Raw genomic sequence first — 20,014 nt, 5'->3', positions numbered from 1 at the left:
GGGCGGCGGGGGCGGAGTCGTCGACCGCGTCAAGCGTCGGGTCGACCGCGAGACCGGCACCGGCGGGTTCGTGAGCTTCTTCCGCAACAACGCGACGTACGCGATCCTGCTGGCGATGTGGGTCACGTTCGTCGCGCAGTGGGTCGCGCTGTTCGTCGGCGGCCAATCGCTCCACAACACCCTGTTCGTGCTCCAGTCGGAGGCGGTCACGAACGTCTGGACGTGGGTGACTTCGGTGTTCTCGCACGCCCCGGGACAGCTGTTCCACATCATCGGCAACAGCGTGGTCATCCTGTTCTTCGGCCCCCTCGTCGAGCGCGCCGTCGGGTCGAAGCGGTTCGCGGCGTTCTTCTTCGGGGCGGGGATCGCCGCGGGGCTCGGCCACGTCCTCTTCGCGATCGCGACGAACGCCCCGCCGACGGGGGTCCTGGGCGCCAGCGGCGCCGGCTTCGCGATCCTCGGCGTCCTCACCGTCTGGCGGCCGAACATGCAGGTCCTCCTCTTTTTCGTCATCCCGATGAAGATCAAGTACCTCACGTGGGGGATCGCGGTCGTCTCCGCGCTGCTCGTGGTCACGAGCGGCACGGGCGGCGTGGGCGGCATCGCGCACCTCGCGCACCTGATCGGGTTCGCCATCGGGCTCGCGTTCGGCAAGCGCAACGAGGGGCTCGCCCGCTCCGCGGGCGGCATGGGCGGCGTCTCGATGGGCGGCGCCCGCGGCCCCGGGGGTCCGGGAGGCCCCGGCGGTCCGGGCGGACGCTTCTGATGGACCTCGCGCGGCCCGATCTCCGTCCCGATCCGTCGCTGTCGCGGCAGGAGATGGAGTCGCTCCAGCGCGAGATCGCGGCGGCCGCGGCGTTCGACGACGACCACGCGCTCGACCCGGCCGCCGTCGCGGTCGAGTCGGCCGCCTCGCTCGCCGACGGCCTCCCGCCGGCTCGCCCGGACGCGGTCGCGAACGAGACGCTCCCCGGTACCGGCGGCGCGGTGGAGGAGTCCGGTGTGCCCACCGTCGTCGGCGTCGACCAAGCGTTCCGCACCGACCGCGCGGGCGACCGTCCCGACGCCGCCGTCTCCGCTGCGGTTGCGTTCCGCGACGGGACCGTGGTCGAGTACGCGAGCGCGACCACGCCGCTGTCGATCCCGTACATTCCGGGCCTGCTCGCGTTCCGGGAGGGCGAGCCGATACTGGCCGCGCTCGACGCGCTCGACGCCGAGGCCGATCTGCTGGTCTGCGACGGCTCCGGCCGGATCCACTTCCGGGAGGCGGGGCTCGCGACGCACGTCGGCGTCCTGTGCGACGTGCCGAGCGTCGGCGTCGCGAAGAGCCTCCTCTGCGGCGAACCCGACGAGCCGACGGCCGAGCGCCCCGCGGGCTGGCGGACGCCGATCCGCGCGGACGACGCGGTGACGACGGCCGAGCCGGGGACGGTGATCGGCCACGCGTTCCAGTCACGCCAGTACCCGAACAGCAGGCGGGTGAACCCCCTCTACGTCAGTCCCGGGCACCGCGTGTCCGCGGAGAGCGCCGTCGACCTCGTCGCGGCGCTGTGCGCGGGCTACAAGCTCCCCGAGCCGACGCGGCTCGCGGACGCGCACGCGGAGCGGGCGAAAGGCGACGCGGAGTGAGCGCGGAGGCCGTTTCGGACAGACACTGTGTCACCTGTTGCCACGGGCAGGCGGTTTTTAGACGGTCGCCCGCGAACGCAGAGACATGGGAGACGACGACGCCGAGAGTCCGATGTCCGCCGAGGAGTTCCGGTCGCTGACCGACGGGCTGGTGCGACAGAGTTCGGGCGGCGGGACCACCGTCTACAAGAACGCCGCGGGGGTCGGCTGTCCGAACCCGGACTGCGACCGCGGCGTCTTCCAGACGCTGTTCGTCAGCGACCACGGCTGGCAGCAGATCGGCGCCACCCGCGACGGGATCGACCTCTGTCTCGTCAACACGGAGTCGAAGCGGCTCGTCTTCATCCACGACGAGTGAGCGGTCCGGCGCGACGCCGTCAGTCGTCGTCCGCGGGGGAGCCGGCGTCCGGCTCGGCGGCGCAGCGGTTCGGACCGAGTTCGAGTTCGATCGCGGCGGTCTCGTCCGCCGGCGACTCGACCCCGCGGTTGGCCGCGATCACCGACTCGTAGTTCGGCGGCTTCTCCGGCAGCGTCCGCGTGATCCGTTCGACGAAGTCGTCCGCGTCGAGGCCGAGGACGTCGATCTCGCCGCGCGCGGCGCCGACCGTCGTGAAGACGGGCTCGCCGGGCTCGATCTCCCCGGTCGAGCCGTCGTTCGCGACGGCGAAGTGGCCCGGGCAGACGACGACGCCGTCCGGCTGCGCGAGCAGCGTCCCGTGGAGCGAGTCGTACAGCCGACGGGCCGCGCCCGCGGCACCCCCGTCCGAGACGCCTCCACCGTCCGCGCCGCCCTCGCCGCCGTCGTCCGCCGAGAACTGGAGCTCCGTCCGGCCGACGCTGTCGGTGAACAGCGTGTCGCCCGTGAGCACCGCCGCGTCGCCGACGAGGTAGCCCGCGCCGTCGTCGGTGTGCCCGGGCGTCGCGAGCGCCTTCAGGTCGACGCCGCCGGCGTCCAGCGTCTCGTTGCGTTCGATCGGCTCGAACTCGGAGGCCACGTCGCGGGCAGCGGCCGCGGCGGGCAGGTAGTACGGGACACCGAGGTCGTCAGCGAGCGCCCGGCCGCCCGAGAGGTGGTCCGCGTGAACGTGCGTGTCGACGACGGCCGCGATCGACGCGCCGCGTTCGGCGGCCGCCTCGACCCACTCGTCGCCGTGTCTGGAGACGTCGATAGCGACGGCGACGCGGTCGGGGCCGTCCCGGGCGTCGGATCGGTCGGCGGGAACGTGGTCCGCGTCGCCCGGCTCGCGACCGCCGACCACGAGGTAGCCCAGACACCCCTTCGCGCGGCGCTGGACCTGGACGAGGTCGAGCGGCGGGGCCGCGTCGGGCCGGTCGCCGAGCGGGACCTCGGTGCTGTCGTACACCGCGGACCAGCCGCGCATGCCGTCGGCGACGACGGTCACGTCCTCGTACCCCGCGGCGTCGAGCTCGGCGGCGAAGTCGTCGGAGGCCTTCCCCTTCGCGCACAGCGTGATTACGCTGTCGTCGGGCGAGAGCCCGGTCTCGCGTTCGAAGTCGTCGACGTCGAACTCGTGGAACGGCTTGTAGAAGTAGTGGACCGCGTCCGCCACGCGCCACCCCGCGAAGCTCTCCTCGGGTCGCGTGTCGACCACGGCGAACGAGCGCTCGCCGCGCCGTCGCTCGTCGATCCTGTCGCGGAACTCGTCGGCGGCTATCGTCTCGGCCATGGTGCTCCCATCGCGCCGCGGGATCAAAAGCGCTGCCGCCGACACGGCCGAGGAGCGAAGCGGGCGAGCGCGATGAAGAGGATTTATTCGGACCGCCGGGCAACCGGGCGTATGGTCGAGGCGTTCGCGGTCGCCAGCGGGAAGGGCGGCACGGGGAAGACGACGAGCACGCTCGCGCTCGGGATGGCGCTCGCGGCCGACCACGACGTGACCGTCGTGGACGCCGACACCGGCATGGCGAACCTCCTCTTTCACGCCGGGCTCGACGACGCGGCGGTTACCCTTCACGACCTCCTCGTCGAGGGCACCGCGACGGACGTGAACGAGGCGACCTACGAGCGGTTCGGACTCTCGGTCGTCCCCTGTGGCACCTCGCTCGCGGGCTTCGAGGCCGCGGAGCCGGAGCGGCTCCGCGACGTGGTGGCCGAGCTCGCGCGCGACACCGACGTGCTCCTGCTCGACTCGCCCGCCGCGCTGGGTTCGAAGTCCGCCGTGCTGCCGGTCGTCCTCGCGGACCGCGTCGTCGTCGTCGTCGAGCCGACGATCCCCGCGCTCTCTGACGGCCTGAAGGTCCAGGAATACGCGCGCTCGTACGGCACGGAGACGGCCGGCATCCTGTTCAACAAGGTCAGAGGCGGGGCCGACGACGTCGCCGCGCAGGCGGAGCGCCACTTCGGCGGCTCCGTCCTCGCGAACGTCCCCGAGAGCGACGCGGTCCGCGCGGCGCGCCGGGCCGGCGGGCCGCTGATCGCGCACGCGCCGGAGAGCGAGGCCGCCGCGCGCTACCGGCGGGCCGCCGACCGGCTCGACGTGCGCGACGGCGACGGCGACGCGGTCGCCGACCGGTTCCGCAGCGCGGTCGTGCCCGACACGCCATGAGCGGAAGCCCGGAGGGCGACGGGTCGGCGTCGCCGACCCTCACCGTCCCGCGGGGGACGCTCCTGCGCTCGCGGGTAGTCTCCGACGTGGGAACGACGCTGTCGCGCGCGCTCGACCGCGGGCTGACCGGCTACGCGACGCTCGTCCCGCAGGAGACGCTGCTGCTCTCGGGCAAGGCACGCGGCGTCCTCACCTTCGAGGACGGCGTACCCGTGCTGGCGTACAACACGGTGACGGACAGCGGCGGACCGGACGCGCTCGCGGAGCTCGCGGTCCCCGGCCCCTACCGCGTCGAGCTGTACGCCGTCGACCGGAGCGGACTGGCGGCGGCCCACGAGGAGGAGTCGCTGCGGGTCGCGCCCGACGCGGCCGCGACCGAGCTGGCCGACGACGCCGACCTCGCCGAGCGGACCCGCGACGCGGCGCCCGGAGAGCGACTGCGCGACGGCGACGACGAGGACGACGCCGTCGCCGCCTTCCTCGCGGACGACGACCGGATCGATGCGATCCGCGAGCAGGCGCGAGCCGAGGCCCGCGACCGCGCGGCCGAGTGGGGGCTCGACGACGCGCTCGACGGATCGGCCGAACCGGACGGGGACGACGCCGACGCGGCGGCCGGGGACGGTGCGGTGAGTGGGGGCGCGGTCGACCGCTGACCGAACGGTTATTCCGGCCCGGCCCGTCATGTCAGTATCACAGTCCTCCGACTGCTGCGGCTGACGACGACCGCCGACTTCGCGAGCTGGTACGCCGCCGGCCGCGCGTACACGGCCGGCGTCGCCGAGGGAATGGGCTTTTCGGGCGTCGACAGCCTCAACGGCGACCGAGTCGAGCGCCGCCTCCGGACGGCCCCCGACGAACTGACGCCGGACGAGGCCCGGTCGGTCGCGGCGACGCTGCTCGCGGACGGGGCGTTCTCGGAGCCGTACTGCGAGTGGCTGCCGACGTGGTACGAGCTCGCGCTCATCGCGCCGGTGCGGTACTGCGACTGGCGGCTGCGCCGAGTCGCCGGCGCGGTCGCCGACCGGGCGTCCGTGACCGCGACTGCGCCGCGGTTCTCGCGGCCGGCCGACGTGCGGATCGACGGCGCGCCGGCGCTGTCGCGGGCCTCCGGCTTCCGCGAGCGGTTCCTGCTCGCCGACTCGCTGCTCCACTTAGAGTGGTTCGTCCACGTCGCGGCCGCGGACGGCATCGACGTGCCCGCCGACCTTATCGCGCGGACCCGCGAGGAGTCGCTGTCGTACTACGGCGGCGATCGGGACCACCTCTCGCCGGACGTGCGTCGGTTCCAGCGGCACCTGTTCGCCGACGACCGCTGGGTCCGGCGCGTCGACGAGGCGTACGACCTCGACAGCGCCCTGTTCGGGCTCTGGGAGCGACTGCTGCGCGACGAGCGTCGGCGGCTCGACGAGAGCTGACGACGCGAACTCCGAGCCGAGGACAGTCGTCCGGAATGCTGTTACAGCCCCTGTAACTCGTTACGGGATCCGAACGCGGAACGGGAGGTAAGTATAGGCCGATTCATCGATTACGAGGTTGTACGAATCGGTATCCGGTTCGCTGTCCCCGACGCTCCGGCCCTCGTTTTGACGGACGATCGGTGTTCAGTCGTCGACGAACTGTTTCCGGTCGGGCTACCGCACGGTGCCCGTCGCTCGTTCGCGGGTTCGCGTCCGGGACGATCCCCCATGCTGCGCCGTCGGAGACAACTCGGTCCCGAGTTGTGTTTTATTCACCGTTTCGCATGCCGGAAGCTTCATAGGTCGCCTCGCGGATCCTCCGGGTACACGAATGGCAGTACTCTTGCTGGAGGACGTCGACGCCGACGACGTCGGGACCGTCGGCGGGAAGGCCGCGTCGCTCGGCGAACTCATCGGTGCGGGGCTCCCGGTGCCGCCGGGGTTCGCCGTCACCGCGGGCACGTATCGAACGTTCATCGAGGAGGCCGGGATCGACGACGAGCTGTTCGACGCGGTCGACGTGGACCCGGAGGACTCCGCCGCCCTCCGCGAGGCCGAGGCGACCGCCGAGCGGCTGATCCTCGACACCCCGTTCCCCGATGAGGTCCGCGAGGAGATACTGGAACAGTACCGGGCGATGGGCGAGGAGGGCGAGGAGGCGTTCGTCGCGGTCCGCTCGTCCGCGACCGCCGAGGACCTCCCCGACTCCTCGTTCGCCGGCCAGCAGGAGACGTTCCTCAACGTCCGCGAGGACGACCTCCTCCGGCGCGTCAAGGAGTGCTGGGCCTCGCTTTTCACCCAGCGCGCGATCTACTACCGGCAGCAGCGCGGGTTCCCGCACGCGGACGTCGACATCGCGGTCGTCGTCCAGCGGATGGTCGACGCCGAGAAGTCCGGCGTGATGTTCACCAGCCACCCCTCGACGGGCGACCCGCAGGTCACCATCGAGGCGGCGTGGGGGCTCGGCGAGGCGGTCGTCTCCGGAACCGTCTCGCCCGACAACTACGTGTACGACCGCGAGCGCGGCGCGGTCGACGAGGTCACCGTCGCGGACAAGAAAGTCGAGATGGTGAAAGACCCCGACACCGGCGAGACGGTCCAGCTCGACGTCGACGAGGACCGGCGGAGCGAGCGGGTCCTCTCGGACGGGGAGATCGGCGACCTCGTCGAGCTCGGCGAGCGCGTGGAGGACCACTACGGCGCCCCGCAGGACGTCGAGTGGGCGATCTACGGCGGCGAGATATACATGCTCCAGTCGCGCCCGATCACGACGATCCGAGAGGACGCCGGCGACGAGGGCGGAGCGAGCGGCGCCGACGCGGCGGCCGCCGACGGCGAGGGCGCGACGACTGCGCGGGGCGGCGACGACGACGCGGACGTGCTCATCGACGGGCTCGGCGCCAGCCCGGGCGTGGTCTCCGGGGCCGTCCGGCTCGTCCACAAGCTCGACCACCTCGATCAGGTACAGGAGGGGGACGTGATGGTGACGGAGATGACGATGCCCGACATGGTGCCGGCGATGAAGCGCGCCGCCGGCATCGTCACCGACGAGGGAGGGATGACGAGCCACGCGGCGATCATCTCCCGCGAGCTCGGTGTCCCCGCGGTCGTCGGGACGGGCAACGGGACCCGCGTCCTCGAAGACGGCCAGCAGGTCACGCTCGACGGTGACAAGGGGACGCTCCGGGCCGGCGAGGACGAGTCGGCCGAGCCGGGCGAGGAGTTCGAGCCGGTCGAGGCCGCGCGTCCCGAGACCCCCGTCAAGCCGATGACGGCGACGGAGGTGAAGGTGAACGTCTCGATCCCGGAAGCGGCCGAGCGCGCGGCGGCGACGGGCGCCGACGGCGTCGGCCTGCTCCGGATCGAACATATGGTGCTGTCGCTCGGGAAGACGCCCGAGACGTACATCGCCGACCACGGCGCCCGCGCCTATCAGGACGAGCTGATCGAGGGCGTCCGGCGCGTCGCCGACGAGTTCTACCCGCGACCGGTCCGCGTCCGGACCATCGACGCGCCGACCGACGAGTTCCGCGAGCTGGAGGGCGGCGAGGGCGAGCCGGCCGAGCACAACCCGATGCTCGGCTGGCGCGGGATCCGCCGGAGCCTCGACAAGCCCGAGCCGTTCCGGCAGGAGCTGGCCGCGTTCGCGCGCCTCTACGACATGGGGTACGACAACTTGGAGGTGATGTTCCCCCTGGTCAACGACGCCGCCGACGTGGAGGGGATCGCGCGGCACATGCGCGAGGCCGGGATCGACCCCGAGACGCACCGCTGGGGCGTGATGATCGAGACGCCCGCCAGCGCGCTCCAGATCGAGGAGCTCGCCGAGGCGGGCATCGACTTCGCCTCCTTCGGGACCAACGACCTCACGCAGTACACGCTCGCGGTCGACCGCAACAACGAGCACGTCGCCGACCGGTTCGACGAGCTCCACCCCGCCGTGTTGCGGCTCATCGGCGACACCATCGAGACGTGCCGCGAGCTCGGCGTCGACACGAGCATCTGCGGGCAGGCCGGCTCGAAGCCCGAGATGGTCGAGTTCCTCGTCGAGAAGGGGGTCTCCTCGATCTCGGCGAACATCGACGCGGTCCGCGACGTCCAACACGAGGTGAAGCGGACCGAACAGCGCCTCCTACTCGATTCGGTCCGCTGAGTCCGCTCGCGGTGCGTTTCTCTCCCGGCGCCGAGAGCGGAACGGGTAAGAGCCGCCCCACGTAACAGGGTGGCAGATGCGACAGCCGGAACCGGAGCCGCAGTCGTTCGACCGGGTGCTCTCCTCGATGTGTACCGAGCCGCACCCGGACGCCCGCGCGGCCGCCGAGCGATTCCTCGCGACGAACCCCGGCGACCCCGCGACGTACGAGTCGGTGGCGGAGCTGGAGGCCCGGGCGGTCGAGGGGCTCGCGACGCTCGCGGCCCACTCGGCCCCCGCCGACGCCGCGGGGTACGTCACCTCCCGCGGCACCGAGGCGAACGTCCAGGCGGTGCGGTCGGCGCGGAACCGACACGACGGGAGCGAGGTCAACGTCGTCGCGCCGGCGAGCGCGCACTTCTCGTTCACGAAGGCCGCGGAGGTGCTCGGGGTCGAGCTGCGGACGGTCCCCCTCGACGACGACTTCCGGGCCGACGTCGACGCCGTCGCGGCCGCGGTCAACGACGGGACCGCACTCGTCGTCGGCGTCGCCGGCAGCACGGAGTACGGGCGGGTCGACCCGATCCCCGAGCTGGCGGCGATCGCCGAGGAAGTCGGGGCGGGGTTCCACGTCGACGCCGCGTGGGGCGGGTTCGTCCTCCCGTTCACCGACCACGCGTGGTCGTTCGCCGACGCCGCGGTCGACACGCTGACGATCGACCCCCACAAGTACGGGCAAGCCCCGGTGCCGGCGGGCGGCCTGCTGGCGCGCGAGGACGCCGCGCTCGACGCGCTCGCGGTCGACACCCCCTACCTGGAGTCCCGGTCGCAGGCGACGCTGACCGGGACCCGGAGCGGCGCGGGCGTCGCGGGCGCCGTCGCGGCGATGGACGCGCTGTGGCCCGACGGCTACCGCGAGGCGGCCGAACGCGCGGCCGACAACGCCGACTGGCTCGCCGACGAGCTCGCGGATCGCGGCTACCGCGTCGTCGAGCCGGAGCTCCCGCTCGTCGCGGCCGACGTGCCCGAGTCGGAGTTCGAGTCGCTCCGCGACGCCGGCTGGAAGGTGTCGCGGACCGGCGCCGGCGAACTCCGCGTCGTGTGTATGCCGCACGTGACGCGCTCGGCGCTCCGGGCCTTCGTCGACGACCTCGACCGGATCCGGCGGTAGATTTCGCTGTGATTTCCGGCCGCCGAGGCGGCGATTTCTTATAAGTAGAGCGGGGTCGACGCCGCGTTCGGATCAACATATTCACTACGGGTCACCACGAACCGCCTCGTATGAGTTCGGACGACGTCTCTCGGCGCGCGTTCATGCGGACGGCCGGCGGTGCGGCGGCCGCCGCCGGCGCGGCGACGGCGACGGCGGGGACGGCGGCGGCACAGGAAGTGGAGCCCGACTGGCCCAGCGCGACCGAAGGGAACGTCGGGTCGTACACCGACGCCCGCGGTCAGGACTCGGTGACCATCTCGGTCGGGGCGGGCGACCAAGGCCTCGCGTTCGACCCGACACTCGTGTGGGTCGACGAGGGGACGACGATCACCTGGGAGTGGACGGGCGCCGGCGGCTCCCACAACGTCCAGACGGTCGAGGGCGGCGGCCCGGCCAGCCTCGACAGCGGCGACCCCGTCGGCGAAGAGGGAGCGACGTACGAGTACGAGACGTCGAGCGAGGACGCCGGGATCACCCACTACCACTGCGTGCCCCACACCGCGGTCGGCATGCACGCCGGCCTCGCCGTCGGCGAGGACATCCCCACCGTCGAGGTCGGCGGCGGCGGGTCGAACGCGGTGTTCGTCCCGGACGCCGCCCGCGCGCTCGGCATCGCGACGTTCATCGCGATGGTGAGCACGCTGGGGCTGGCGTTCGTCTTCATGAAGTACGGCGGCACGATCACCGGGCAGGACCAGGCGTAGCGGGCGGTCGCTCCCCTCTCGCCGTCCGTCGCGCCGGTCCGCGGTCCTCCCGACAGTTCGCGGTTCTTCCTCCGTTCGCGGGTCACCCCGCAGTCCCGTCACTCCCCGTCGACGAGCTCCTCGTACAGCGCGACGTACCGGTCGATAACCGCCTCGCGGTCGAACGACGCGAACTCGCGGTCGACCGCACGGCGTTCGAGGTCGCCGACCGCGACGAACTCGTCGGCCAGCTCCGCCGGGCTCGTGACGAGTCGCCCGCGCTCGCGCCCCTCGACGAGCTCGTGGGCGCTGGAGTCGGCCTGGTACTCCACGAGGGCGACGCAGCCGCACGCGACCGCCCACAGCAGGTCGGTCGCGAACGTCTCCCACGTGGCGGTGGCGACCGCGACGTGCGTCCCCTTGAGTATCGGGAGCCGCTCGTCGAGCGGCAGGTCGCCGAGGAACTCGACCCGGTCGGCGATCCGGAGGTCGCTGGCGGTCGCCTCGATCCGGCCGCGCTCGGGGCCGTCGCCGATCACCGCCGCGGTCCAGTCGCGGCCGCGCAGCTCGGCGAGCCCGAGCAGGAACGTCTCGACGTTGGCGTGGCGGTCGAGTCGCCGGGCGTACACCGCGTCGAAGCGGTCGTCGACGCCGGCGGACTCGACCGCGTCGAAGTCGATGCTCTCGGGGAGCACGCGCACGTCGTCGCCGTCCGCCCCGTGCTCGCGGACGCGGGTCTTCGTGGTCCGCGAGGGGGTCGAGACCGCGTCCGCGCGGCGGGCGAGCGGCCGGTACCACCGGCGGGCGTCGGCGGGGTGGTCGCGCCACCAGTCGACGACGACCGGGACCCGCGAGAGCGACCCCGCGACCGTGGCTGCGAGCGCCGGCGTCGGCGGGCTGTTGACCGCGTGGACCACGTCGGCTCCCGCGCGCCGGACCGCGGCCGGGAGCCGCGCGGCGAACGGGATCGGCGCGGGCTCGACGGTGACCGCCCGGAACTCGATCCCGTCCTCCTCGAAGGCGTCGTGGTCGCCGCCCCACCACTGTGCGCAGAGCCAGACCACGTCGTGGCCGCGGTCGGCGAGCGCGCGGGCGGTCCGCAGGGTCCGCGTTCGCGCCGGGGTCTCCCCGTGTCCGGGGGCGAAGAGCGAGGCGAACGCGACGCGCATACGCCGACCGCACGGGGGGAGTCGGTAAAAAGACACGGCATCTCGAGGAGTCGCGGGACCGCGGCGAGGGTTCCGTCACCCGAAACGGTTTCACGGCAGGCGCGGAACCGAGTGTCATGCGACAGTGCGACATCGAACGCTACCTCAACGTGCGGAACGCGGGCGGCGCCGACCTCGGCCCCGACGGTCGGCTGTCGTTCCTCCTCGACACGACCGGCACGGGGCAGGTGTGGTCGGTCCGCGGGCCCGAGTCGTGGCCCGAGCAGCACACGTTCTTCGAGGAGTCGGTCTCCTTCGTCGACTCCTCGCCGGAGCGGTCCGAAGCGGTGTTCGGAATGGACGAGGGCGGCAACGAGCGCGCGCAGCTGTACCTGCTCAACTACGAGTCGGGGGGGATCACCGAGCTGACGGCCAAGCCGGAGGCGAAACACCGGTGGGGCGGCTGGGACTCGGCGGGCGACCGGTTCGCGTTCGCGTCGAACCGCCGCGACGAGGCCGTCTTCGACGTGTACGTTCAGGCCCGCGACGAGACCGGCGACGACGCGGGACTGGTCCACGAGGGGGACGGCTGGCTCTCCGTCGCCGGGTGGTCGCCGAGCGACGACCGGCTGATCGTCCACGAGGCGCACTCCTCGTTCGACCACGACGTGTACACCCTCGACCTCGCGAGCGGCGACCTGACCCACCACACGCCCCACGAGGGCGACGTGCGGTACGCCGGTCCGGAGTGGGGGCCCGACGGCGAGAGCGTGTACCTCGTCACCGACCGCGACACCGACACGCTCCGCCTGGAGCGGATCGACCTGGAGACCGACGAGTTCGCCGTCGTCGCCGACGGGGGCGAGTGGAACGTCGACGGCGTCGCGATAGACGAGTCCTCCCGCCGGGTCGTCTACTCCCGGAACGTCGACGGCTACACCGAACTCACGGCGGGCGAACTCGTCGCCCCCGACCGCATCGACGAGTTCCCGGAGCCGGACCTCCCGGACGGCGTCGCCGGCGGCGTGAGCTTCGGGCCCGACGGCGACCGGTTCGCCGTGACGACGACGGGGAGCACCCACAACGCGAACGTCCACGTCGTCGACGCGACGAGCGGCGAGGCGGAGCGGTGGACGCGCGCCTCGACCGCGGGGATCCCGGCGGACACGTTCGTCGAGCGCGAGCTGGTCCACTACCCGACGTTCGACGGCCGGGAGATCCCAGCGTTCTTCTCCGTGCCCGAGACGGAGCCGCCGGAGTCTGGGTACCCGGTCGTCGTCGACATCCACGGCGGGCCGGAGTCGCAGCGGCGGCCATCCTTCGCCTCTGTGACGCAGTACCTGCTGAACAACGGGTACGCGGTCCTCGAACCGAACGTCCGGGGCTCCTCGGGGTACGGGAAGGCGTACTCCGGGCTCGACGACGTGGAGAACCGGATGGACTCGGTGAAGGACGTCCGGGAGGGCGTCGGCTGGCTCCACGACCACCCCGAGGTCGACCCGGACCGCGTCGTCGCGATGGGCGGCTCTTACGGCGGGTTCATGGTGCTCGCGTCGCTGACCGAGTACCCGGAGCTGTGGGCCGCCGGGGTCGACATCGTCGGCATCGCGAACTTCGTGACGTTCTTGGAGAACACCGGGGAGTGGCGGCGGTCGCTGCGCGAGGCCGAGTACGGCTCGCTCGACGCGGACCGCAAGTTCCTCGAGTCCGTCTCCCCGATCAACAACATCGACCGGATCGCGGCCCCGCTGTTCGTCCTCCACGGCGAGAACGACCCGCGGGTGCCCGTCGGCGAGGCGGAGCAGATCGTCGAGGAGGCGCGCGAACAGGGCGTCCCGGTGCGGAAACTGATCTTCGAGGACGAGGGACACGGGTTCGCGAAGCTCGACAACCGGATCGAGGCGTACCGCGGGATCGTCGACTTCCTCGCGGAACACGTCTGAAGGGTCGCCGCCCGGTCCCCGTCGCCGCGCTCAGGACCGGCACGCCCGTCGCCGTGGCCGCCGGGGAGTCGGTGCGCCGTGGCCGCCGAATGCGGGTCCGGTGTGAAAGGGACGGCCGTCACCGTCGGTCGTCTCTCCGATTTTTCCAGAGCGGATACAGCTCTAAGAGCGCGATCAGTGAGATCGCCACACCCGCCACCAGCATCAGCGTGTCCGGGTTAATGTCACGCATGCTCGCAGTACGGTCCGCGGCCTCAAATCGTTTCGTGCGGTTCGCGGGAGGGTGGGCCGGCCGTCGGCGGTCCGAGCGACGGCGTCCGCTCGTGCGGAGTCGCCAGTGTTGACGGGGACGAGTCGCGTTCGCCGCTGATACCGAGATACATTAGCGTGGGGGCCGTACCGGACGTATGCTCCAAGATCCGGTCGACGCTGTGACAGACGACGAGCGCGTGTTCGCGGCGGTCATGATCGTGCTGTCGGTCCTGATCTTCGTGCTCGTGTTTCGGAGCGAGCGGTCGGGGTCATCGTGACGCCGCCGCCGACGACGTGAGACGAATACGGCCCGAAGTAGGGCTCACAGCAAGGAAACACATATGCCCGTCTGGGGCGTTAATCGTATGTGAGCGATACAACAGAAGGGACGGCGGCAGAAGTTGTCGAAGAGGTCGGTAGTGACGGACTCGGACCCGCAGTGTTCGCGTCCGTGGGGTCGGTGGCGCTCGCGCTGTACTTCTACTACGTGCGCGGCGACAAGCAGCGCGGGCAGTTCGTCGGTCTGTGGCCCGTGACGATACTCGGTCTCGCATCCTATTTCAAGCTGGAAGAGATTCGAGAGGCGCTCTCGGCGAGCGACGACTGAACGGGGTCCACTCGGACCGTCTGATCGCGTCCCGACACGCCGTGGTCCCTTCCGGTGGCGTAGTTCGTCCGTGACCGCCGGCGGACGCGAACGGCCGTGACGATTATACGCGTACGCGTGGGAGCATGAGGGAATGAACGGGTCCGAACCGCTCGGGCTGCTGCTCGATCAGGCCCAAGACAAGATCGCCCTGGTCGACGACGAAGGTCGGTTCACGTTCGTCAACGGGGCTTCAGAGCGGATTCTCGGCATCCCGCCGGCGGAGCTCGTGGGCGAGGTCGCCTTCGAGTACATACACCCGGACGACCGTGAGGCGGTCCGTGCGGCGTTCCAGCGAACGATCACCAGCGACGGGTTCGCCGAGGAGACCGTCGAGTACCGCCACCACACTGCGGACGGGTCGTGGGTCTGGCTGGAGAGCCGGATGTCGAATCTCACCGACGACGAACTCGACGGGTACGTCGTCAGCTCGCGGGACGTGACCGACCGCGTCCGCGCCGAGCGGCAGCGCGCGGAGGCCACCTCCCACCTCAAAGAAATCGCGGCGGTCTCCGGCGACGTCCTCTGGATGTTCGACGCGGACTGGTCGGAGCTCCTCTTCGTGAACCCCGCGTACGAGGACATATACGGCACGCCGACTGACGAGATCCGCGGCGACCCGGACAAGTTCCTCGACGCGGTCCATCCGGACGACCGGCCCGCGGTCGAGGAGGCGATGGAACTGCTCGCCGCGGGCGACTCCGTCGATATTGAGTACCGGGTGAACCCCGAAGAGAACTACAACCGGTGGGTGTGGGTCCAAGGCGAGCCGATAATCGAGGACGGCGAGGTCGTCCGCATCACGGGGTTCACCAAGGACGTCACCGACCGCCGCCGTCGGGAACGACAGCTCGTCGTGATGGACAACCTCCTGCGCCACAACCTCCGGAACGAACTCAACATCGTCCTCGGGACGGTCGAGGACCTCGAGGCCGACGTGCCGGAGGCGGCGGAACACACGGCGGTGATCCGACGGGTCGGCGAACGCCTCCTCCAGACCGCAGAGAAGGAACGGGAGGTCATCGATCTCATCACCGACCAGCGGGAGACCGATCGGATCGACCTCCGGAGCGTGGTCGAGGGGTGCGTCAAGACCGTCAGGGACCGATACCCCGAGGGGTCGATCACGGTCGACGGCCTCGACGCGGTCACCGTCGACGGGCGCTGCGAACTCCGGTCGGCGGTGACCGAACTCCTCGAGAACCCGTTTCAGCACAGCGACGACGGGAGGCCGACGGTGACGGTCCGACTGCGTCGGACCGACGACGGCGCCGAACTCGTGATCGAAGACGACCTCCCGGCGATACCGTCGGTCGAGGCCGACGTGCTCACCGGCGACCACGACATGACGCACGTCTACCACAGCAGCGGCCTCGGCTTCTGGGTCGTCTACTGGAGCGTGGAGCTGTCCAACGGGGACGTCGCGGTCGACTCCGATCCGGCCGGCCGCGAGCGCGGCAACCGGATCACGGTGTCGCTCCCGCGGGCGGCGAAGTGAGCCGGACGCCCTACCAGTCGGGCCCGAAGTCGGGGTTCAGCTGCCGGTCGGTCCGGCCGAGCGTGTCGATGGCCTCGACGTCCTCGTCGTCGAGTTCGAGGTCGAGGCTCGCGAGGTTGTCGCGGATGTGGTCGATCCCGGTCGCCTTCGGGATGGCGGTGACGCCGGACTCGCGCAGCCACGCGAGGCTCACCTGCGCCGCGCTGACGCCGTGCTTCTCGGCGATGTCGGCGATCGCCGGGTCGTCGAGGATCTCCCCGCGGGCGAGCGGCGAGTAGGCGACGAGCTCGATGCCGTTGGCGTCGGCGTAGTCGCGGAGCTCCTCCTGGCGGAGCAGCGGGTGCATCTCGACCTGGTTCGCGAACGGCGCCTCGCCGAGCGCGTCCGTCGCGGCGTCGAGGTGTTCGGGTTCGAAGTTCGAGACGCCGATGCGGTCGATCAGGCCGTCGTCGCGGAGCTCGGCGAACGCCGGCAGCGTCTCCTCGGGCTCGTACTCTCCGGCCGGCCAGTGGACGTACATGAGATCGACCGCGTCGACGCCGAGCTTGTCGAGGCTCTCGCGGGTCGACGAGGCGACGTCCGCGGGCGCGAGCTCGTCGATCCACACCTTCGACGCGAGGAAGATGTCGTCGCGGTCGACGTCGCTCTTCGCGATCCCGTCGCCGACGGCCGCCTCGTTGCCGTAGATCTGCGCGGTGTCGACGTGGCGGTAGCCGGCCTTGAGCGCGTTCGCGACCGACTCGGTACACTGGGCGGGGTCGTCGTTCTCCCACGTGCCGAGCCCGAAACCGGGCATTCCGTTCCGCGTCGGCGTCGCGGGCTGCTGCTGTTGGTCTGTCATCGCTCAGGTCTACTCGCGTGAGCCGAAAGTCGCTTGCGGTAGGGGCGGGCGCGGCCGCGTCACGGGCCGCCCTCAGTCGTCCGCGAGCAGCGCCCGCGAGGAGTTCGTCACCACGAGGAGGCTCGACGCCCCCATCGCGACGGCGGCGAAGAGGGGGTTCAGCAGTCCGGTCGCCGCGAGCGGGATGGCGACCGCGTTGTAGCAGAACGCCCAGCCGATGTTCCCCTTCACGCGCCGGCCGGCCGCCCGGGCGAGCTCGAAGACGGTCGCCACGGAGCCGAGCTCGTCGTCGACGATCGCCACGTCGGCGGCGTCGGCCGCCATCGCGGTGCCGCCGCCGAGCGCGACCCCGAGGTCGGCCGCCGCGAGCGCCGGCGCGTCGTTGGTGCCGTCGCCGACCATCACGGTGACGCCGCGCTCCTTCAGCCGCCCGACCGCCTCGGCCTTCCCCTCGGGCGGCACGCCGGCGAACACCGACGAGACGGCGGCGTGCTCGGCGAACACAGTCGCGGCGCGCTCGTCGTCGCCGGTGAGGACGATCACCTCGACGCCCGAGCGATCGAGCGCCGTCACCGTCTCCTCCCAGCCCTCGCGGAGCTCGTCGCCGACCACGAGGAACCCCTCCGCGGCGCCGTCGCGGCCGACCGCGACCGGGACGCGCCCCACGTCCCGCGCGTCGGCGACCGCCTCGCGGACCGCGTCGGGGACGGTCCACCCGCGCTCGTCGAACAGGTCCGGGTGGCCGACGACGACCTCGACCCCGTCGACGACGCCGGAGACGCCGCGGGCGTGGTCCTCGAAGGACTCGACCGCGGGCCCGCCCGCGTCGGCCGAGGGGTCCGGCCCCTCCGTCGAGGCGTCGACCGCCTCCGCGCCGCCGTCGGCGACGGCCGGCCCGGTGCCGTCGCCGGTCGCGTCGCCGGGCGCGGCGCCCTCGGTGCCGACCTCGGCTCGCGCCGCCGCGACGGCCTGCCCGACCGGGTGCGCGGAGCGCGATTCGAGCGCGGCAGCGAGCCGGAGCAGGTCGTCGTCGACCTCGCGGGCGATCGGCCGCATCTCGCCGGTGGTCAGCGTCCCGGTCTTGTCGAAGACCACCGTGTCCGCGTCGCGGATCCGCTCGAAGACGGTGTCGTCGAACACGACGATGTTGCGCTCCAGCGCGTCGCGGATGCCGGCGGCGACCGCGAGCGGCGTCGCCAGCCCGAGCGCGCACGGGCAGGAGACGATCAGCACCGTCAGCCCGACGAGCATCGCGTCGGTCGGTGCCCCGCCGAGCGCGAGCGACGCGCCCGCGGCGACGAGCGCGATGCCGAGGACGGCGGGGACGAACACCGTCGCGAGCCGGTCGGCGAGCTTCTGGACGCCGTGGTTCCCGCTCTGGAGGTCGTACACCAGCTCCGCGACGCGGTCGAGGCTGGAGGTCGCGTCCGGGCCGACCGCGACCGTGAGCGACCCGTCGGCGACGACGGAGCCGCCGACGACCGCGTCGCCGGCGACCTTCCGGACCGGGAGCGACTCGCCGGTGACGACCGACTCGTCGACCGCGGCGTCGCCGTCGACCGCCTCGCCGTCGACCGGGACTCGCTCGCCGGCGCGCACGAGGAGCCGGTCGCCCGGTTCGAGCGCGTCGACGGCGACCGACTCCGGCTCTCCGTCCGCGGTCAGCCGCCGGGCGTCGTCGACTTGAACGGCGGTGACCTCGGAGAGCAGTTCGGTCGCGCGGTCCTTCACCGAGTCCTCGTAGTGGTTGCCGACGGTGACGATGACGACGATGGCGACGGTCACGTCGTAGTATATCGAGGGCGACTCGACGAATATCACCGCGAGCGTGCTGTAGAGGTAGGCGCTCACTGCCGCGATGGCGACGAGGAGGTCCATGTTCGGCGAGCGCGTCTTCGCGCTGACGTACGCGCCCCGCAGGATCGGCTTCCCGGTGAAGAAGAGGACGATGGTGGTGAGGACGCCGATGACGATGAAGAAGTACGTTCCGGAGGTCGAGGCCATCGCCTGGTTGAGGTACTCCAGCGTGCGCTCGTTGTAGAACGGGAACGCGAAGTAGGTCGGGTAGATGAGGACGATGTACTGGAGCATGACCGCCATCCCGACGAGGACGCCCGCGGCGAGCCGCGCCGTCGCCATGTTCCGCGCCTGTCGGCGCGAGAAGGCGTCGTCGCGGTCGTACGCGCTGTATCCAAGCCCGCTCACGGTCTCGGTGAGGTCGTCGATGGTGACCGCGTCCGGGTCGTGGTCGATCCGCACCGTGTCGGTGACGTAGCTCGCGCTCGCGCCGCTGACGCCGTCGGCGTCGGTCGCGACCGTCTCGATGAACGCCTCGCAGGTCGCGCAGTGCATCCCGTCGACCTCCAGGAACGTCGCCTCGTGACCCTCGGGCACGTCGCGGTCGCCGGACCCGCCCTCGGCGTCGGGGTCGTCAGGCCCGCCCGCACCGTCGTCGCCGCGTTCCTGCCGCCGCTCGCGGACCGCGTCGGCGTCGACGTCGACGTCGCCGAGCGCGGCGTACACGTCGCGGCAGCCGGTACAACAGAAGCGGTTGCCCTCGCCGTCGGTGACGTCGACGCCCTCGGTCGGAAGCTCACAGAGGGTACACGCGGAGGGGTCGTCGCCCGCGTCCGGCGGTCGAGCGGCCCCGCTCATTTCACATGCCCCCCATGCCGGCGTCGAGCGGGTTCCAGAACGGGAGCCGCGGGTGCGGCACGTGGATCCCGACGGACATCAGCCCGTGAGCGAACAGCACGTAGCCGAGCGCGACGAACGCGACGCCGAGCAGCCGGTGGACCCGGCGGCGGTGGACGGGGTCGACGCTCTCGATCAGCGTCCCGTAGGCGAAGACGGCCGGGATCGTCCCGAGCCCGAGCGCGCCGAGCGCGACGCCGCCGGCGACCGCCGAGCCGCTGGCGAACGCGTAGAGGTACGCCGGGTAGAGGATCGGACAGGGTAACAGCCCGTGGACCGCGCCGAGCGCGACGATCCCCGGGCCGTTCGCGAGGCGGTCGACGTACCCGGTGAGCCACCCGGTGACGCGTTCGAGCCCGGGGAGGTGGACCCCGCCGGTCGCGCCGCCGAGGAGGTACCTGACGCCGACGAGGATGACGGCCGCGCCGACGAGGAGGCCGACCCCGCCGCGGACGGTTTCGGCGGCGCCGGTCAGGGTCGCGGTGGTGACGAACACCGCGCCGCCGAGCGCGCCCAGCAGCGTTCCGATTGTCGCGTAACTCGCCGCGCGTCCGAGGTTGAACAGCGTGTGCTGGCGGACCTCGTAGGTGGTGAGGTGCCCCTCGCGGCCGGTCGCCCTGTCCGCCGTGCGCGCGGCGCCCGCCCCGCCGCCGTCGGTCCGGCCGCCGTCGGCGTCCATCCGACTCGCGTAGACGGCTGTCCCCTATACACCTCCGCCGCCGCCGACTCACCCCAGCGCCCCGCTCCCGGTCTCCCCCCTCACCCCCCCCCCCAACCACTCACGGCACCCCACCTCCCTCACTCCTAC

17 protein-coding genes and 1 pseudogene are annotated in these 20,014 nt (G+C 71.8%); 13 read left to right on the top strand and 5 right to left on the bottom strand.

Annotated elements, in window-relative coordinates; all coding sequences use genetic code 11:
- The 3 genes from B9H04_RS14025 to B9H04_RS14015 all read left to right on the top strand — a co-directional run.
- A partial coding sequence (locus B9H04_RS14025) for a rhomboid family intramembrane serine protease (protein WP_085682806.1) occupies positions 1 to 766 on the top strand: 766 nt, incomplete at its 5' end.
- Complete coding sequence (locus tag B9H04_RS14020; protein WP_049932480.1) at positions 766 to 1,629, top strand: endonuclease V; 864 nt, start codon at positions 766 to 768, stop codon at positions 1,627 to 1,629. The genes B9H04_RS14025 and B9H04_RS14020, both read left to right, overlap by 1 nt.
- 85 nt (positions 1,630 to 1,714) lie before the next feature.
- Positions 1,715 to 1,987: a DUF7385 family protein gene (locus B9H04_RS14015; RefSeq protein ID WP_004596496.1), complete on the top strand. Its 273-nt coding sequence runs from the start codon at positions 1,715 to 1,717 to the stop codon at positions 1,985 to 1,987.
- A gap of 19 nt (positions 1,988 to 2,006) precedes the next feature.
- On the opposite strand, the gene B9H04_RS14010 is transcribed toward B9H04_RS14015, so the two are convergent.
- Positions 2,007 to 3,317 (bottom strand): MBL fold metallo-hydrolase, encoded by a 1,311-nt coding sequence (locus B9H04_RS14010; RefSeq protein WP_049932479.1) that lies wholly within the window; start codon positions 3,315 to 3,317, stop codon positions 2,007 to 2,009.
- A gap of 111 nt (positions 3,318 to 3,428) precedes the next feature.
- Between B9H04_RS14010 and B9H04_RS14005 the strand changes: the two genes are divergently transcribed.
- The 6 genes from B9H04_RS14005 to B9H04_RS13980 all read left to right on the top strand — a co-directional run bounded on the left by B9H04_RS14005 (position 3,429) and on the right by B9H04_RS13980 (position 10,205).
- Complete coding sequence (locus B9H04_RS14005; protein WP_049932477.1) at positions 3,429 to 4,196, top strand: nucleotide-binding protein; 768 nt, start codon at positions 3,429 to 3,431, stop codon at positions 4,194 to 4,196.
- The gene (locus tag B9H04_RS14000; RefSeq protein ID WP_049932476.1) at positions 4,193 to 4,852 is read left to right on the top strand and encodes a hypothetical protein; all 660 of its coding nucleotides are present in this window, start codon (positions 4,193 to 4,195) and stop codon (positions 4,850 to 4,852) included. The genes B9H04_RS14005 and B9H04_RS14000 overlap by 4 nt, the downstream gene beginning before the upstream one ends.
- Positions 4,853 to 4,984: 132 nt before the next feature.
- A complete protein-coding gene (locus B9H04_RS13995; RefSeq protein ID WP_049932475.1) occupies positions 4,985 to 5,614 on the top strand; it encodes a hypothetical protein in 630 nt (209 codons plus the stop codon).
- A 373-nt stretch (positions 5,615 to 5,987) separates the two neighbouring features.
- Positions 5,988 to 8,309: a phosphoenolpyruvate synthase gene (gene ppsA / locus B9H04_RS13990; protein WP_049932474.1), complete on the top strand. Its 2,322-nt coding sequence runs from the start codon at positions 5,988 to 5,990 to the stop codon at positions 8,307 to 8,309.
- Positions 8,310 to 8,385: 76 nt separating this feature from the next.
- A complete protein-coding gene (mfnA, locus tag B9H04_RS13985) occupies positions 8,386 to 9,459 on the top strand; it encodes a tyrosine decarboxylase MfnA (protein WP_085682805.1) in 1,074 nt (357 codons plus the stop codon).
- Positions 9,460 to 9,569: 110 nt separating this feature from the next.
- The gene (locus B9H04_RS13980) at positions 9,570 to 10,205 is read left to right on the top strand and encodes a halocyanin domain-containing protein (RefSeq protein WP_049932469.1); all 636 of its coding nucleotides are present in this window, start codon (positions 9,570 to 9,572) and stop codon (positions 10,203 to 10,205) included.
- 98 nt (positions 10,206 to 10,303) lie between these two features.
- Here B9H04_RS13980 and B9H04_RS13975 read toward each other — a convergent pair whose 3' ends face one another.
- On the bottom strand, positions 10,304 to 11,353 hold the full coding sequence (locus B9H04_RS13975; protein ID WP_049932468.1) for a glycosyltransferase: 1,050 nt from the start codon (positions 11,351 to 11,353) through the stop codon (positions 10,304 to 10,306).
- Between the two features lie 116 nt (positions 11,354 to 11,469).
- Here B9H04_RS13975 and B9H04_RS13970 point away from each other — a divergent pair, with 116 nt between their 5' ends.
- The 4 genes from B9H04_RS13970 (at position 11,470) to B9H04_RS13960 (ending at position 15,671) form a co-directional block, all read left to right on the top strand.
- Positions 11,470 to 13,275 (top strand): S9 family peptidase, encoded by a 1,806-nt coding sequence (locus B9H04_RS13970; protein WP_049932466.1) that lies wholly within the window; start codon positions 11,470 to 11,472, stop codon positions 13,273 to 13,275.
- A 407-nt stretch (positions 13,276 to 13,682) separates the two neighbouring features.
- Positions 13,683 to 13,805: a hypothetical protein gene (locus B9H04_RS19470; protein WP_254921814.1), complete on the top strand. Its 123-nt coding sequence runs from the start codon at positions 13,683 to 13,685 to the stop codon at positions 13,803 to 13,805.
- Positions 13,806 to 13,894: 89 nt separating this feature from the next.
- Positions 13,895 to 14,134, top strand: coding sequence for a hypothetical protein (locus B9H04_RS13965; RefSeq protein ID WP_085682804.1), 240 nt, complete (start codon positions 13,895 to 13,897; stop codon positions 14,132 to 14,134).
- 133 nt (positions 14,135 to 14,267) lie between these two features.
- A complete protein-coding gene (locus B9H04_RS13960; RefSeq protein ID WP_049932462.1) occupies positions 14,268 to 15,671 on the top strand; it encodes a PAS domain-containing sensor histidine kinase in 1,404 nt (467 codons plus the stop codon).
- Positions 15,672 to 15,681: 10 nt separating this feature from the next.
- Here the strand turns inward: B9H04_RS13960 and B9H04_RS13955 are convergent, their stop codons facing one another.
- The 3 genes and pseudogenes from B9H04_RS13955 to B9H04_RS13945 all read right to left on the bottom strand — a co-directional run.
- Positions 15,682 to 16,467: an aldo/keto reductase gene (locus B9H04_RS13955; RefSeq protein ID WP_085682807.1), complete on the bottom strand. Its 786-nt coding sequence runs from the start codon at positions 16,465 to 16,467 to the stop codon at positions 15,682 to 15,684.
- A 117-nt stretch (positions 16,468 to 16,584) separates the two neighbouring features.
- Positions 16,585 to 19,167 carry a heavy metal translocating P-type ATPase gene (locus B9H04_RS13950; RefSeq protein WP_085682803.1) on the bottom strand — a complete coding sequence of 861 codons (2,583 nt, stop codon included), beginning with the start codon at positions 19,165 to 19,167 and terminating at the stop codon, positions 16,585 to 16,587.
- Between the two features lies 1 nt (position 19,168).
- Positions 19,169 to 19,900, bottom strand: a pseudogene (locus B9H04_RS13945) (sulfite exporter TauE/SafE family protein); the annotation flags it as partial.
- Positions 19,901 to 20,014 lie beyond the last annotated feature (114 nt).

This window comes from Halorubrum ezzemoulense DSM 17463 (assembly GCF_002114285.1).
GTDB lineage: Archaea > Halobacteriota > Halobacteria > Halobacteriales > Haloferacaceae > Halorubrum > Halorubrum ezzemoulense.
The sequence above is the reverse complement of the archived record's forward strand: the minus strand, read 5'-3'. Positions and strand labels throughout refer to the sequence as shown.

Coding starts and splice junctions, on each gene's coding strand:
- mfnA (WP_085682805.1), top strand. CDS start 8,386: ATGCGACAGCCGGAACCGGAGCCGCAGTCGTTCGACCGGGTGCTCTCC.
- B9H04_RS14000 (WP_049932476.1), top strand. CDS start 4,193: ATGAGCGGAAGCCCGGAGGGCGACGGGTCGGCGTCGCCGACCCTCACC.
- B9H04_RS14010 (WP_049932479.1), bottom strand. CDS start 3,317: ATGGCCGAGACGATAGCCGCCGACGAGTTCCGCGACAGGATCGACGAG.
- ppsA (WP_049932474.1), top strand. CDS start 5,988: ATGGCAGTACTCTTGCTGGAGGACGTCGACGCCGACGACGTCGGGACC.
- B9H04_RS13960 (WP_049932462.1), top strand. CDS start 14,268: ATGAACGGGTCCGAACCGCTCGGGCTGCTGCTCGATCAGGCCCAAGAC.
- B9H04_RS19470 (WP_254921814.1), top strand. CDS start 13,683: ATGCTCCAAGATCCGGTCGACGCTGTGACAGACGACGAGCGCGTGTTC.
- B9H04_RS14005 (WP_049932477.1), top strand. CDS start 3,429: ATGGTCGAGGCGTTCGCGGTCGCCAGCGGGAAGGGCGGCACGGGGAAG.
- B9H04_RS13955 (WP_085682807.1), bottom strand. CDS start 16,467: ATGCCCGGTTTCGGGCTCGGCACGTGGGAGAACGACGACCCCGCCCAG.
- B9H04_RS13980 (WP_049932469.1), top strand. CDS start 9,570: ATGAGTTCGGACGACGTCTCTCGGCGCGCGTTCATGCGGACGGCCGGC.
- B9H04_RS13970 (WP_049932466.1), top strand. CDS start 11,470: ATGCGACAGTGCGACATCGAACGCTACCTCAACGTGCGGAACGCGGGC.
- B9H04_RS14015 (WP_004596496.1), top strand. CDS start 1,715: ATGGGAGACGACGACGCCGAGAGTCCGATGTCCGCCGAGGAGTTCCGG.
- B9H04_RS13975 (WP_049932468.1), bottom strand. CDS start 11,353: ATGCGCGTCGCGTTCGCCTCGCTCTTCGCCCCCGGACACGGGGAGACC.
- B9H04_RS13995 (WP_049932475.1), top strand. CDS start 4,985: ATGGGCTTTTCGGGCGTCGACAGCCTCAACGGCGACCGAGTCGAGCGC.
- B9H04_RS13950 (WP_085682803.1), bottom strand. CDS start 19,167: ATGAGCGGGGCCGCTCGACCGCCGGACGCGGGCGACGACCCCTCCGCG.
- B9H04_RS14020 (WP_049932480.1), top strand. CDS start 766: ATGGACCTCGCGCGGCCCGATCTCCGTCCCGATCCGTCGCTGTCGCGG.